The 14292-nt window shown below is 66.4% G+C and carries 14 protein-coding genes; 6 read left to right on the top strand and 8 right to left on the bottom strand.

Annotation, left to right across the window (positions count from 1 at the left end; genetic code table 11):
* Positions 1–3 precede the first annotated feature (3 nt).
* Positions 4–483, bottom strand: a complete 480-nt coding sequence (locus CXY91_RS20030) for an Lrp/AsnC family transcriptional regulator (RefSeq protein WP_091836306.1) — start codon at positions 481–483, stop codon at positions 4–6.
* 186 nt (positions 484–669) lie between these two features.
* Between CXY91_RS20030 and CXY91_RS20025 the strand changes: the two genes are divergently transcribed.
* Positions 670–1191: a cysteine dioxygenase gene (locus tag CXY91_RS20025; RefSeq protein ID WP_158673505.1), complete on the top strand. Its 522-nt coding sequence runs from the start codon at positions 670–672 to the stop codon at positions 1189–1191.
* Between the two features lie 15 nt (positions 1192–1206).
* Here CXY91_RS20025 and CXY91_RS20020 read toward each other — a convergent pair whose 3' ends face one another.
* Together CXY91_RS20020 and CXY91_RS20015 are read right to left on the bottom strand one after the other, a co-directional pair.
* Positions 1207–1890, bottom strand: a complete 684-nt coding sequence (locus CXY91_RS20020) for a nitroreductase (protein WP_100962964.1) — start codon at positions 1888–1890, stop codon at positions 1207–1209.
* Positions 1887–3602 carry a lysine--tRNA ligase gene (locus CXY91_RS20015; protein WP_100962963.1) on the bottom strand — a complete coding sequence of 572 codons (1716 nt, stop codon included), beginning with the start codon at positions 3600–3602 and terminating at the stop codon, positions 1887–1889. The genes CXY91_RS20020 and CXY91_RS20015 overlap by 4 nt, the downstream gene beginning before the upstream one ends.
* Positions 3603–3804: 202 nt before the next feature.
* Here CXY91_RS20015 and CXY91_RS20010 point away from each other — a divergent pair, with 202 nt between their 5' ends.
* From CXY91_RS20010 to CXY91_RS19990, 5 genes are all read left to right on the top strand, one after another.
* Positions 3805–4884 carry an ABC transporter substrate-binding protein gene (locus CXY91_RS20010; protein ID WP_100962962.1) on the top strand — a complete coding sequence of 360 codons (1080 nt, stop codon included), beginning with the start codon at positions 3805–3807 and terminating at the stop codon, positions 4882–4884.
* A 99-nt stretch (positions 4885–4983) separates the two neighbouring features.
* Complete coding sequence (locus CXY91_RS20005; RefSeq protein WP_100962976.1) at positions 4984–5784, top strand: ABC transporter ATP-binding protein; 801 nt, start codon at positions 4984–4986, stop codon at positions 5782–5784.
* Positions 5785–5808: 24 nt separating this feature from the next.
* Positions 5809–6585, top strand: coding sequence for an ABC transporter permease (locus CXY91_RS20000; RefSeq protein WP_100962961.1), 777 nt, complete (start codon positions 5809–5811; stop codon positions 6583–6585).
* 203 nt (positions 6586–6788) lie between these two features.
* Entirely contained in the window at positions 6789–8186 is a 1398-nt protein-coding gene (locus tag CXY91_RS19995) for an aminotransferase-like domain-containing protein (RefSeq protein ID WP_100962960.1), read from the top strand.
* Between the two features lie 143 nt (positions 8187–8329).
* Positions 8330–8770 (top strand): DUF983 domain-containing protein, encoded by a 441-nt coding sequence (locus CXY91_RS19990; RefSeq protein ID WP_091836288.1) that lies wholly within the window; start codon positions 8330–8332, stop codon positions 8768–8770.
* Here the strand turns inward: CXY91_RS19990 and CXY91_RS19985 are convergent.
* From CXY91_RS19985 to CXY91_RS19965, 5 genes are all read right to left on the bottom strand, one after another.
* Positions 8725–9585 carry a transporter substrate-binding domain-containing protein gene (locus tag CXY91_RS19985; RefSeq protein WP_100962959.1) on the bottom strand — a complete coding sequence of 287 codons (861 nt, stop codon included), beginning with the start codon at positions 9583–9585 and terminating at the stop codon, positions 8725–8727. The two genes, CXY91_RS19990 and CXY91_RS19985, sit on opposite strands and share 46 nt — an antisense overlap.
* Before the next feature lie 165 nt (positions 9586–9750).
* A complete protein-coding gene (locus CXY91_RS19980; RefSeq protein ID WP_100962958.1) occupies positions 9751–11220 on the bottom strand; it encodes a mannitol dehydrogenase family protein in 1470 nt (489 codons plus the stop codon).
* A complete protein-coding gene (locus CXY91_RS19975) occupies positions 11217–12497 on the bottom strand; it encodes a TRAP transporter large permease (protein WP_100962957.1) in 1281 nt (426 codons plus the stop codon). The genes CXY91_RS19980 and CXY91_RS19975 overlap by 4 nt, the downstream gene beginning before the upstream one ends.
* A gap of 3 nt (positions 12498–12500) precedes the next feature.
* On the bottom strand, positions 12501–13034 hold the full coding sequence (locus CXY91_RS19970) for a TRAP transporter small permease (RefSeq protein WP_091836280.1): 534 nt from the start codon (positions 13032–13034) through the stop codon (positions 12501–12503).
* Between the two features lie 192 nt (positions 13035–13226).
* A complete protein-coding gene (locus CXY91_RS19965; protein WP_091836278.1) occupies positions 13227–14210 on the bottom strand; it encodes a TRAP transporter substrate-binding protein in 984 nt (327 codons plus the stop codon).
* Between the last annotated feature and the right edge of the window lie 82 nt (positions 14211–14292).

The raw sequence follows: 14292 nt of genomic DNA, 5'->3' as shown, positions 1-14292 counted from the left end.
CCGTCAAGGCTCCTCGGCGGCGAAGCCGAGGGGGATCGCCGTGGTCGACTTCAGCTCCTCCATGGCGAACATGGAGGTGACGTCGCTGAGCTCGATGCGCGAGATCAGCTTCTTGTAGAGTGCATCATAGGCGGAGATGTCCGAGACATAGGCCTTGAGCAGATAGTCGATATCGCCGCTCATCCGATAGAAGTCGACGATCTCGGGCAGGTCGTGTACGGCGGCGTGGAAGCGCTCCAGCCATTCCATCGTATGGCGCGCCGTCTTCACCGCGATGAAGACGGTGACGCCGGCCTTCAGCTTGGTGCGGTCGAGCAGCGCGACGCGCCGCCTGATATGGCCTGCTTCTTCCAGCTTTTGGATGCGCCGCCAGCACGGTGTCGGCGACAGTCCGACCGCCGCCGCGATCTCCGCCAGCGGTTGGCTCGCATCCTGCTGCAGCAGGGCGAGAATGCGCAGATCGAAGGTGTCGAGCCTGGCCACGGCGATGGATCTCCTCGGAACAGAATATCACTCGCTATCTACGAGCGGAAATTATTTTCTCATATCGAGAACTATATTGGTATCAGTTTCTAATTTTGCGGTATTTTTAGCGGCGGATCGCAAACCGTTCCCACCGGGTCCGGCCTATCATCCTCCTGTCATTCGATGCGACGGGGGATCAGGGACATGCAAGGCTTTCTCGGCGAGGAGCGGAGCGGCGCGGTGCTGAATGCCCTGCAGACCCATGAGGGCACCTGCTCGCGCGACTATCTCGCCGCGGCCCGTGCCGTCCTCAACGAGCTCGTTGCTATCCCCGACCTGATCCAGGCCCTGCCGCTGCTGCGTAAGCAGGGCGGCTATGCCCGCAACCTGCTCGCCGGCAACGAGGCCGTCAGCGTCTGGGCGATGGTCTGGGGCGAAGGCGCCACGACCTGCATCCACGACCATCACTGCTCGTGCTGCTTTGGCATGGTCGCGGGCGCCCTGACGGAAACCTGGTATCGCGCCATCGATGCCAATCGCGCCGTTCCGACCGAGGAGCATGAGCGCCAGGCCGGCTATGTCGCCTGCATGCTGCCGACCGGGCCGAACATCCACCGCATGCAGAACCGCGGCGTGGGCGATGCGATCTCGATCCACATCTACGGCTACGACCACCATCTGCACGATTCCTCGGTCGAGACCGAGTATACCGCCGTCGCGGGCTGAGGCGCGGGGCGCGCCCTAATCCAGCCAGCTGGTGAAGCCCTCGACCGGCTCGCGCTCCGGCACGAGCCGGTTTGCCGGCGCGTCCGGATCGGCCTTGCCGATTGCGATGCCGCAGACCACGACCTCGCTCTGTGGAATGGAAAGCTCGCGCCGCACGATTCCATGAAAGCTGGCGAAGATCGCCTGCGGGCAGGAGTCGAGATCATGACCCTGCGCCGCGATCAGCAAGGTCTGGACGAAGGCGCCGAGATCGAGCCAGGAGCCGATCTCGAGATCGCGGTCGACCGTCAGCATCAGCGCGACCGGCGCGCCGAAGAAGCGCAGGTTCGCCTCGGTCTGGCGGCGCATACCGGCATGGTCGCCCTTGGCGACGCCGAGTAGGCCGTAGAGGTCCCAGCCGACCTTGCGGCGGCGAGAGAGATAGGGCTCGCGGAGGGTCGCAGGATAATAGCGATACTCCTCCTCACGCGGGGAGGGATCGTCGAGCGCGGCAACCAGCGCCGTCTCCAGCTTCGCGCGGGTCCTGGGGCCGAGCACGCGCAGGCGCCAGGGCTGCATATTGGTGCCGCTAGGCGCCTGCGCGGCCAGTGCGATCAGGCGGCGCACCAGTGCCGGATCGACGGGATCGGGCAAGAAGGCGCGCACGGCGCGGCGGCTGGCGATGGCCTTCTCGACCGCCTCAGCCGCCGCTGCACTCATGCGCTGAGCGGCTGGCGCGCCGCGAGGAAGGCCTCATGCTCGCGGATCAGCCCGCCATCGAGCGCCTTGGCGATCAGCTTGCGGGTGTTGTCGAGGCCGTAGATCGCAGCGAAGGAGCCGAAGCGCGGGCCCTGATCCTCGCCGAACATCACCTGGTAAATCGCCTTCCACCAGTCGCCGGAGACGCCCGGCCGCTCCGGCGTCGCATTCTTGGCGCTGAGGTTCTGGTAGCGCGGGATGGCGCGGGCGACGTCGAGGGCCGCATCCTGAACCTCTTCGGCGCTCGCACCTGCCGGCAGCGCGGCGAGTGCCGCGTCCAATGCTAGGAAGGCGGCGCGTTCGGTCTCGTCGGCCGGGCGGTAGTGCTTGGCCGGCTTCACGAAGTCTCTGAAGTAGGCGAGCGCGTAGCCGACGAGCGCATCGAGCCGCGGATGTGTCTGCGGCGAGATGCCGGGCGCATAGCGCTGCAGGAAGCCCCAGAGCACCGCCTTGTCCTCGGAGTTCGCGACGGCGACGAGGTTCATCAGCAGCGAGAACGAGATTTGCGTGCGCACCGCATTGTCGCCGGCGCCGGTGGCGACCACCTCCGGCTGCGGCGGGGTGCCGGCATGGATGTGCCAGACCGGGTTGCCGAGCCGGTTCTTCCAGTCCTGCCGATCATAGCCGCCCAGGAACTGCATGTAGTCGTCGACCGCGCGCGGGATCACGTCGAAATGCAGCTTCTTGGCCTCGCGCGGGCGCGAATACATGAACAGCGCCAGCGACTCCGGCGGGCCATAGCTCAGCCAGTCTTCGATGGTCAGGCCATTGCCCTTCGACTTCGAGATCTTCTGGCCCTGCTCGTCGAGGAAGAGTTCGTAGTTGAAGCCCTCCGGCGGCGTGCCGTCGATCGCGCGGGCGATCTGCGAGGAGACCTTGACCGAGTCGATCAGGTCCTTGCCGGCCATCTCGTAGTCGACGCCGAGCGCGACCCAGCGCATCGCCCAATCCGGCTTCCATTGCAGCTTGGCATGGCCGCCGGTCACCGGCGTGGTGAAGCGCTCGCCGCTCTGCGGATCGGTCCACGTGATGGTGCCGGCCTCGACATCGCGCGCTTCGATCGGCACCTGCATGACGATGCGGGTCTTCGGATGGATCGGCAGGAAAGGCGAATAGGTCGCGGCGCGCTCCTCGCGCAGGGTCGCCAGCATGATCGACATGATCTTGTCGAAGCGGGCCAGCATCCTGAGCAGGGTCGCGTCGAACTCGCCGGCGCGATAGGCGTCGGTCGAGGACTTGAACTCGTAGTCGAAGCCGAACTGGTCGAGGAAGGCGCAGAGCCGGGCATTGTTGTGCCGGCCGAACGAGTCGTGCGTTCCGAACGGGTCCGGCACCTCGGTCAGCGGCTTGCCGAGATGCTGAGCCAGCAGCTCCTTGTTCGGGACGTTGTCCGGCACCTTGCGCAGGCCGTCGAGATCATCCGAGAAGGCGATCAGCCGGGTCGGGATCGCGCCGTCGGTGAGCACCTGGAAGGCATGGCGCACCATCGAGGTGCGCGCGACCTCGCCGAAGGTGCCGATATGCGGCAGGCCCGACGGACCGTAGCCGGTCTCGAACACCACCTCCCGCTTGCCCGATTTCTGCAACCGCGCCACGAGCTTCTTGGCTTCCTCGAACGGCCAGGCGGCCGAGACGCGGGCGGCTTCGATCAGCGCGGGTTCGAAAGCGGGCATTTTGGCTAGAGGTCTCGCAGGATAGGGCAGGGAAGGGCGCGGTTTCGCAGATATGCGCGTGCGGTGCAACAACCGGGACGCCATCTGCCGGCAAGATGGAAAACGCCTGCCTGAAAAAGCGGCAGACAACCCCGCCCGGTCGATTGACTCACAAGAGAGCCCCGTTAGCGTCGTCGTACAACATAAGCAGGGGTCGGCTTCGATGGTTCGTGAGGTGAAGTGGGGGCATTCCGGCTCGCAGCGGGCCGGCAAGGGTTTGGCGTGGGCGCTCAGCCGCCGCGTCGCGCTCGCCGGCGCGGCTGCGCTGGCACTGGGGGCGATGTCGCCGGCGAAGGCGCAGACCGCGGTCAAGTTCACGCTCGACTGGGTGTTCCAGGGGCCGACCTCGCCGTTCCTGGTCGCGCTGGAGAAGGGCTACTACAAGGCCGAGGGGCTGGACGTGACGATGGATCCCGGCCAGGGTTCGGCCGGCGCGGTCCAGCGCGTCGCCACCGGCGCCTACGATATCGGCTTCGCCGATGTGAACTCGCTGATCGAGTACAACGCCAAGAACGCCGGCAAGGAGATCCTCTGCGTCTTCATGGCCTATGACTTCCCGCCCTTCGGCGTGCACACGCTGAAGAAAACCGGCATCACCAAGCCGGCCGATCTCGCCGGCAAGAAGCTGGGCGCGCCGGTATTCGACGCTTCGTTCCGGCTCTTTCCCGCCTTCGCCAAGAAGGTCGGCATCGATGCCAAGAGTGTCAATCACGTCAACCTGACGCCGCAATTGCGCGAGCAGTCGATGGTGCAGGGCACGGTCGACTTCATCAGCGGGCACTTCTTCTCCTCGGTGCTCGACCTCAAGGCGCGCGGTGTGAAGCAGGAGGACATCGTCTCCTTCAATTACTCCGACTACAAGATGGACGTATACGGCAACGGCATCATCGTCTCGCCGGCCCTCGCCGAGAAGCCTGAGGTAGTGAAGGGCTTCCTGCGCGCCACGGCCAAGGCCTGGAAGGAGGTCGCCGCCAATCCGGCTCTCGGTATCGCCGCCGCCAAGAAGCGCGACCCGCTGATCGACGAGAAGCTCGAGACCGAGCGCCTCGACCTGTCGCTGAAGATGAATGTGCTGACGCCCTTCGTGAAGGAGAACGGCATGGGCGATGTCGACCCGGCGCGCTTTGCCCGCTCGGTCACCGACGTTGCCGACGCCTTCGGCCTGCCGGCCGCGCCGGCACCCGACAAGGTGTTCACCAACAAGTTCCTGCCGCCCAAGGCGGAGCGCATGGTCGCGCCTTGAGGCGTTGATCTCAGCCGTCATGGTCGGGCTCGACCCGACCATCTCCTGGAGACTCCTGGTCCTGAGATTCTCGGGACAAGCCCGAGAATGACGCCCTCCATGCCGGCTTCCACCGACAGCCCTCTCGTCGAACTGCGCAAGGTCAGCCTCGCCTATGGCAGCGGGCCTTCGCGCATGCTGGCGCTGGAGGATGCGACGCTCGACATCGCCAAGGGCGAGTTCATCGCCGTGGTCGGCCCCTCCGGCTGCGGCAAGTCCACGCTGATGAAGCTGGTCACCGGGCTGCTGCCGCCGAGCGGCGGCGAGGTCCGCGTCCACGGCCAGCCGGTCAAGGGCCCGATCCGCGGCGTCGGCATGGCCTTCCAGGCGCCGACGCTGATGCCTTGGCGCACGACGCGCGACAACATCCTCCTGCCGCTCGAAGTGGTCGAGCCGCACAAGCGCCGCTTCCGGGCGAACAAGGGCGAATACGTCGAACGAGTGGAAAAGCTGCTCGCCTCGGTCGGCCTCGGCGGCTTCGGCGACAAGTTTCCCTGGCAGCTCTCCGGCGGCATGCAGCAGCGCTCCAGCCTGTGCCGGGCGCTGGTGCACGAGCCCGAGATCCTGATGCTCGACGAGCCCTTCGGCGCGCTCGACGCCTTCACCCGCGAGGAGCTCTGGGGCGTGATGCAGGCGCTCTGGCTGGAGCGCCGCTTCACCGCCGTGCTGGTGACGCACGACCTGCGCGAGGCGGTCTATCTCGCCGACACCGTCTATGTGATGAGCCGCCGGCCCGGACGGATCGTCAAGATCAGCAAGATCGAGCTGCCGCGCCCGCGCACGCTGGAGACGACCTTCACCGCCGAGTTCGTCGACATCGTCCACGATCTGCGCGAACGCATCCATATGGAGCATGCGTGATGCGGCCCCGGCAGGACCAAGGTCATGACTGATCGGCAGAGGCAGATCCTGCTCGTTGCCATGCCCTGGCTCGCCATGGCGGGCCTGCTGCTGCTCTGGGAACTCGCCTGCATCGTCTTCGACGTGCCGGAGATCCTGGCGCCGAAGCCCTCCCGCATCTTCGAGGTGATGATCCAGCGCTGGGACATCCTGCTGCGATACTGCCTGGAGACCTTGTGGACGACGGCGATCGGCTTCGTGCTGGCGATCGGCTTCGGCGTTCTGCTCGGCCTTGCCGTCGGTGCCTCGCCCTTCGTCTATTCCGGGCTCTACCCGCTGCTGATCGCCTTCAACGCGGTGCCCAAGGTCGCGATCGTGCCGATCCTGATGATCTGGCTCGGCGTCGGCGCCTTGCCGGCGATCATCACCGCCTTCGTCATCTCCTTCTTCCCGATCGTGGTGAACGTCGCGACCGGCCTCGCCACGATCGAGCCTGAGATGCGCGACGTGATGCGTTCGCTCGGCGCCAGCCAATGGGAGATCCTGACCAAGGTCGGCGTGCCGCGCGCCATGCCCTATCTCTTCGCCAGCCTGAAGGTTGCGGTGACGCTCGCCTTCATCGGCTCGGTGATCTCCGAGACGGTCGGCGGCAATCGCGGCATCGGCTTCCTGATGCTCTCGGCCGGCGCCCGCAACGATTCCGCCACGACCTTCGCCGGCCTCTTCGCCATCGCGATCATGGGCGTGCTGATGTACGCCGCCTGCGCGCTGGTCGAGCGCCGGATGACGCGCTGGGCGTTCAGGGGCGAGATCGTCGGCTGAGAGGCGGTCGACCTCTCCCGTCATTGCGAGGAGCGAAAGCGACGCAGCAATCCCAGGGGCCCCAGAACTCTACGCCCTTCTGAATTGCTTCGCTTCGCTCGCAGTGACGATCGAAGTCGGAGCGCTCTCGCTAGTGACAGCGCGGCTGCGCAACAATATACAGTCAATCCATTCAGTGCTTCGCCTCGTTACGGATCGCATCGATGGATTGGCTCCCGGATCTGACCCAGAGCGACAAGCCGCGCTATCTCGCCATCGCAGACCGCATCGCTGCCGACATCGCCGCGGGAGCGCTGTCGGCGGGTGACAGGCTGCCGCCGCAGCGTCGGCTGGCCGAGGCGCTCGCCGTCGACTTCACCACCGTGGCGCGCGGCTATGTTGAGGCGCAGCGGCGCGGCCTGGTCGAGTCGAGGGTCGGGCAGGGCACCTTCGTCAAGGCGGTGCCGACGAAAGCCGTGGCGCCGGACAGAGACTCGATACCGCGCGTATCCGCGCCGGAGCTTGTCGACCTCTCGATGACCTTGCCGCCGGAGCCCGACGATCCGGCACTGGTCGCCCGGCTGCGGCAGGGCATGGTCGAGGTCAGTGAGCGACTGGTCAGTCTGCTGCGCTATCAGCCGCTCGGTGGCTCGCCAGCCGACAAGGCTGCTGCTGGGCTCTGGCTCGGACGGCGCGGGCTTGCCCCCGCCCCTGAACAGCTCTTCGTTGTGCCGGGCGCGAATGCGGCGCTGCTGGCGATCCTGAGCGCTCTCGCCAGGCCGGGCGATGCGGTGATGTGCGAGGCGCTGACCTATCCCGGCATCCGCTCGATCTGCGCCCAGCTCGGCCTGTCCCTGACCGGGCTTGCCATGGATGGCGACGGTCTCGACCCCGACGCCTTTGCCGAGGCTTGCGGCCGCCTGAAGCCGAAGGCGCTCTATCTCAATCCCGTGTTGCAGAACCCGACGACGATCACCATGCCGGAACGGCGACGCGGGGAGATCGCAGCGATCGCCCGCCGGCATGGCGTAGCGATCATCGAGGACGATGCCTATGGCTTCCTGCCGCCCGATGCGCCCGCTCCCTTCGCAGCGCTGGCGCCGGAGCTGACCTGGCACATTGCGGGCCTGTCGAAATGCCTTGGGGCCGGCTTGCGGCTCGCCTATGTCGTGGTGCCGGATCTCCGTTCCGGCTGGTCCTTCGCCGCCGCGCTGCGGGCCAGCAGCATCATGGCCTCGCCCCTGACCGCGGCGCTTGCGACGCATTGGATCGAGGACGGCAGCGCCGATGCGCTGCTTGCCTTCGTCAGGGCGGAGACGGCGGCGCGGCAGCGACTCGCCGCCGAAATCCTGCCGGCGGGCTCGAGCCGCGCCGATCCGCTCAGCTTCAATCTCTGGCTGGAGCTGCCGCAGCCATGGACCCGGGCCGCCTTCGTCGGGCAGATGCAGGCGACCGGAATCGGCATCGTCGCCAGCGATGCCTTCACCGCGAAAGGGCCGGCGCCGGAAGCTGCCCGCATCTGCCTGGGAGGGCCAATCGGCCGAAAGGCGCTGGGCGATGCGCTCGCCTTCATGGCGCACGCACTGGAGCAGGCTCCGGAAGCGAGTGTCCGAGCGCTCTGATCGGATCGGGACTGTGCCCAATGCATAGGGTGCGACAGTGCTGCATACGCATGAATATTGACTGCAATCAATATCGGGATTATGTGGCTGTCAATCTCTGGTGAATGCAGTCAATTTCGTTGCTTCACCGTCAGGAGGACGACATGGCACATCAGCATTGGCCGGCGCTGTCTCCGCTCAAGACCGGCCTGCGCGGCCGCTGCCCGCGCTGCGGTGAAGGACAGCTCTTCGACGGATTTCTGACGCTAAAGCCGCGTTGCGAGGCCTGCGGGCTCGACTATTCCTTCGCCGATCCGGCGGATGGCCCGGCCTTCTTCGTGATGATGTTCGTCTGCGTGCCGGCGGTCGCCTTCCCGCTCTGGCTGGAGCTGAGCTACCAGCCGCCGACCTGGGTGCATCTGGTCACGACCTTGCCGCTGGTGCTGCTGACCTGCATCCCGCCCCTGCGGCCGCTCAAAGGTTGGCTGGTCGCATCGCAGTATTTCTACAAGGCCGAGGAAGGGCGCCTCGCCAAGCCGAGCCAGCCCGCCAGGGATGATCAGAACGGGCTGACCGGGAAAAACCGGATGAACAGCCTGGCATAGGTGCCGTCGTCCCAGAGGCCTTGCAGCGCGTAGTCGATCGCCCGCTTCAGCGCGAGATCGTCCTTGCGCAGCAGGAAGCCGACGCCCTCGCCGAAATAGCGCGCTTCGAGATAGGGGCCGCCGGCGAAGGCGAATTCGTTGCCGCCACGGCCGGCGATGCTCAGCGCCAGCGAGACCCCGTCTCCGAAGACATATTCGGCATCGCCGCTGCGTAGCATGGCAAGGGCCGCCTGCAGGTCGGGTGCTGTTCGGCGCTGGATGAACGGGGCGAGGCGCTCGAGGAAGGCCTCATGCGCGGTGCTCGCGACCACGGCGACGCGGGTGCCGCGCAAGCTCCCCAGTTCGAGGTCCGCACGGGCATTGCCCCGCGTCGTCAGCAGCCTTGCGGGCGAGCGGTGATAGATCTGGCTGGCGGCGAAGCGGGTGCGCAGTTCGACAGTGACCGGGATGGCGGCGGCGAGCACGTCGCCGCGTCCCTCGGCGAGGGAATCCAGCAAGGTGTCGAAGCGGCGCGCCTGGATGGTGCAGCTCAACATCAGCTTCTCGCAGACGGCTCGTGCGAGCTCGACGGAGAATCCGGTGACGCCGCCTTCCGGCGTGGCGAAATGCATCGGCGGGAAATCGTCGTCGGTCAGGAAGCGGATCACGCGCGGCGGGCCGGGATCGGGCCGCTCGACCCTGACATTCGGGTCCCAGTAGTTCGGCACCACATAGGTTGCGGCCGGCTGCGCCTGGGCCTTCGCTTCCGCTGAGGGCAGGAGCAGCAATGCGGCGAGGGCACTGGTGGCCAGGGCGTTGGCGAAGCGGGCGAACATCGCCTGTATCTGGCGTCAGGGCGGGGCGGGGATCAAGGGGGACCAAGTGCGTCATTCTCGGGCGGAGCGAAGCGCAGGCCCGAGAATCTCCTGACGAGGTGGCGCCGATCGGAGCCTCCTCCAGCCTGCGATGCTCGGGTCAGGCCCGAGCATGACGCACGTCATTCACCCCAGCGCCGCGGCCGTCGCCTTCGCGCCCTTCTGGAACAGGCTGTCGAGATGGCCGGCCACGGCCTGCGTGAAGCGCTCCTCGCGCGGCAGGTCCTCGCCGAAGATCGCGCCAATGCCGAACAGGGCCGTGCTCAGCGCCACGGCATCGCGGCCGAGCGCCTTGGCGCGGATCGCGAATTCACCGGCAAGCGGGTCGCGCACATCGATTTCAGCGCCCGTCTCGTCGGTGCCGGTGACATAGGACATCCAGGCGGCGACGCCGAGGGCAAGGTGATCGATCGGCGCGCCGGCCTTCAGCCGCTCGCGGATGGTGCCGAGCAGGCGCTGAGGCAGCTTTTGCGAGCCGTCCATGGCGATCTGCCAGGTGCGGTGCCTGATTGCCGGGTTCTGGAAGCGGGCGAGCAGGTCACCGGCATAGGTCTTGAGGTCGACGCCCTGCGGAGCAGGCACGGTCGGAATGATCTCGTTCCACAGGCCTTGCAGGAAGCGCGCGAAGACCGGATCACGGCTGGCCTCTGCGACCGTCTCGTGACCGGCGAGATAGCCGAGATAGGCCAGGCTCGAATGCGCGCCGTTGAGCATGCGCAGCTTCATGAACTCGAACGGCGCGACCTCGGAGACCATCTGCGCACCGACCGCATCCCAGCGTGGCCGGCCGGCGGCAAACACGTCCTCCACCGCCCATTGCCGGAAGGGCTCGCCGATCACCGGTGCGGCATCGTCGAGGCCGAGCAGGCCAGCGACCTCGGCGATATCGGCCTCGGTGGTCGCCGGCACGATCCGGTCGACCATGGTCGAGGGGAAGGCGCCGTTGGCTTCGATCCAGGCGGCGAGCTTGTTGTCGCGCAGGGCGGCGAAGTCCCTGATGAGACCGGCCAGGACATGGCCGTTCGAGGGAAGATTGTCACAGCAGAGCGCAGTGAACGGGCCAAGACCCGCGGCCTTGCGGGCGGCGAGACCTGCGACGATCAGGCCGACGGCCGAGCGCGGCGCAGCGGGATTGGCGAGGTCGTGGACGATGTCGGGATGGTCGGCCTTGAGCTTGCCCGTTGCCGGATCGTGGCAATAGCCCTTCTCGGTGACGGTGAGCGAGACGATCTTCGTCTCCGGGGCGGCGAGCTTCGCCACGAGCGCCTGCGGGTTCTCGGGCGCGACGAGCACGTCGAGCACCGAGCCGATGACGCGCAGCTCCGGCCCGGCGGGAGCGCGCTTCAGGAAGGTGTAAAGCCCGTCCTGCGGTTTCAGCCTATCGCGCTGGTCGGGACGTTGCAGGCTGGCGCCGACGATGCCCCAGGCGCCGAACTCCCGCTCAAGCGCGTCGTCGGTGAATTCGCAGAGATGGGCGCGGGTGAAGGCGCCGAGGCCGAGATGGACGATGCCCGGCTGGAGCTTGCTCCGATCATAGCTCGGACGCCTGACGGCGGCCGGGAGCGAGGCAAGGGTGGCGGAGGACAGACGGGTCAATGGAACAGCCTCGGCAGCCAGAGGGAGATGCCGGGCACATAGGTCACCAGCAGCAGCACGGCAACAGAGGCGCCGTAGAACGGCCAGATCGTGCGCATGGATTCGCCGATCGAGATCCGCCCGATGGCGCAGGCGACGAACTGCACCGAGCCGACCGGCGGGGTATTGAGGCCGATGCCGGCATTGAGGATCAGGATCACGCCGAAATGGATCGGGTCGACGCCGAAGGCCTTGACCACAGGCAGGAAGATCGGCGTGCAGATGATGATCATCGGCGCCATGTCCATGAAGGTGCCGAGCACCAGCAGGATGATGTTGATCATCAGGAGGATGACGAGCGGGTTGTCGGAGACCGCCTTCATCGCCGCGATCGTCGCCTGCGGCACCTGCAAGAAGGCCATCAGCCAGCCGAAGGAGCCGGCGGCGCCGATCACCAGCAGCACCATGGCGGTGGTGCGGACCGCGCCGAGCGTCGCCTCGACGAAGGCCGTCCAGGTCAGCTGGCGATAGACCAGGATGGTGACGAGGATGGCGTAGACCACAGCGACGCAGGAGGATTCGGTCGCGGTGAAGACGCCGGAGCGGACACCGCCGAAGATGATGCCGATCAGCAGGATGCCGGGCAAAGCGAGCACGACATAGCGCCCGACAGCGGCGAAGCCGGGGAAGGCCTCGCGCGGATAGCCGCGCTTTACCGCGACCGCCCAGGCAGCGACCATCAGCGCGCCGCAAAGCAGCAGGCCAGGAACGACGCCGGCGGTGAAGAGATCGGCGATCGAGAGATTGCCGCCCGCCGAGAGCGAATAGATGATCATGTTGTGCGAGGGCGGGATCAGCAGCGCGATGATCGCCGCGTTCGCGGTGACGTTGACGGCGTAGTCGGCGTCATAGCCGCGCTTCTTCATCTGGGGGATCATCAGGCCGCCGACGGCGGAGGCATCGGCCACCGCCGAGCCGGAGATGCCGCCGAACAGCGTGCAGGTGACGACATTGACCTGGCCGAGGCCGCCGCGCAGATGGCCGACCAGGCTCGCCGCCATCTGGATCAGGCGCTCGGCGATGCCACCGCGGATCATCAGGTCGCCGGCATAGATGAAGAACGGGATCGCCATCATGGCGAAGGCATTCATGCCGGAATTCATCTGCTGGAAGACGACGACCGGCGGCAGGCCCATATAGGCGACGGTCGCGACCGAGGCGATGCCGAGGCAGAAGGCGACGGGCACGCCGATCAGCAGCAGCAGCGAGAAGGTGCCGAAGAGAACCCAGAGTTCCATGGTTCAGACCTCCTGCTCGGAGCCGAAATGGCCGAAGCCGAGCGGGGCCTGCTTCTCGCCGGTGACGAAGAGCAGCATCTTCTCAAACGCAAAGAGGGCGATCAGCGCGCCGCCGGCGGCGATCGGGACATAGTCCCAGCCGCGCGAGATGCCGATGATCGGCATGCGGTCACTCCAGGTGCCGGCGGCGAGCTGGCTGCCATAGACGAGCATGGCGATGCCGAAAGCGCAGACGAGGCCCTCGCCGATCAGGATCAGAGCGGCGCGCAGGGGCGGCGGCGACATGGCGAGCCCGACCTCGAAGCCGAGATGATCGCTCTCGCGCACGCCGACGGCGGCGCCGAGCAGGATGAACCAGGACATCAGGAAGAGCGAGCCGGCCTCGACCCAGATCGGCGTGTCGTTGAGGACATAGCGGCCGAAAACGCCCCAGGCGACCATGATCGTCATCAGGACGAGACCGGCGCCGGCGGCGAACAGGGCGTAGAGGCTGAGCTTGGCGCCGAGGCGCGTGAGAGACGCGGTGAAGGCGTGCATGGGATGTCCGAGACTGATGTCGGTTGCTTGTGCTCAGCCCTCATCCTGAGGAGCCGCGGAGCGGCGTCTCGATGGATGCTCCAGGAGGCTCCGGAACCAACTGGAGCATCCTTCGAGACGCGATCTGCGATCGCTCCTCAGGATGAGGGCTTTGGAAAACGGGGCGGCCCGAAAGCCGCCCCGTCGTTCAGCTCACTTCACCGCCTGGATCGCGGCGACCATGTCCTTGAGCTTCGCGTCGGTGACGAACTTGTCGTAGACCGGCTTCATCGCGTCGATGAAGGGCTGCTTCTCGACAGTGTTGATCTGCGCGCCGCCGGCCTTGACCTTGGCTTCCGAGGCCTTTTCGCGCGCGTCCCAGAGCTCGCGCATCTTGGCGACGGATTCCTTGGCGGCGGCCTTGATCAGCGCCTGGTCGGCGGCATTGAACTTGTCGAAGCTCCTCTTCGACATCACCAGCACCTCTGGCGAGAGCGAGTGCTCGGTCACCGAATAGAACTTCGAGACCTCGAAATGCCGGGTCGATTCATAGGACGGCCAGTTGTTCTCGGCGCCGTCGATGACGCCGGTCTGCAGGGCCGAATAGACCTCGCCGAACGGCATCGGCGTGGCGTTGGCGCCGAGCGCCGAGACCAGCGCGACGAACATATCGGACTGCTGCACGCGGATCTTCATGCCCTTCATGTCGGCCGGGCTGTTGATCGCCTTCTTGGAGTTATAGAAGGAGCGCGAGCCGGAATCGTAGAAGGCGAGGCCGATCAGGTCGTGCTTCTCGAAGTCCTTCAGGAGATTGTCGCCGATCGGCCCGTCCATGACCTTCCGCATGTGGTCGACCGAGCGGAAGATGAAGGGCAGGGACGGCACGTTGGTCGCCGGGATCAGGTTGTTGAACGGCGCCATGTTGATGCGGTTGATGTCGATGACGCCGAAGCGCGTCTGGTCGATCGTGTCCTTCTCCTGGCCGAGCTGGGCCGAGTGGAAGACGTTGATCTTGATGCGGCCCTGCGTGCGCTCATCGAGCAGCTTGCTCATATGGCGGACGGCCTCGACCGTCGGATAGTCGGTCGGGTGGATGTCGGTCGAGCGCAGGGTGACGTTTTGCGCCTGAGCCGAGGTCGAAAGCAACGCGGCGAAGGCGACGCCGGCGAGCGCGGAGAAACTCCGTCGATTGAGCATGGTCTTGTCCTCTCCCCAATAAAATCGCCGGCTTATTCCGGTCGTTCTTGTCCCCTGACGGGAGCCACGCCGGCACGGCCGG

Source organism: Allobosea sp. FBZP-16 (assembly GCF_002831785.1).
Classification (GTDB): Bacteria; Pseudomonadota; Alphaproteobacteria; order Rhizobiales; family Beijerinckiaceae; genus Allobosea; species Allobosea lupini.
Note: the sequence above shows the minus strand (reverse complement) of the source record. Positions and strands in the feature narration are given on the sequence as shown.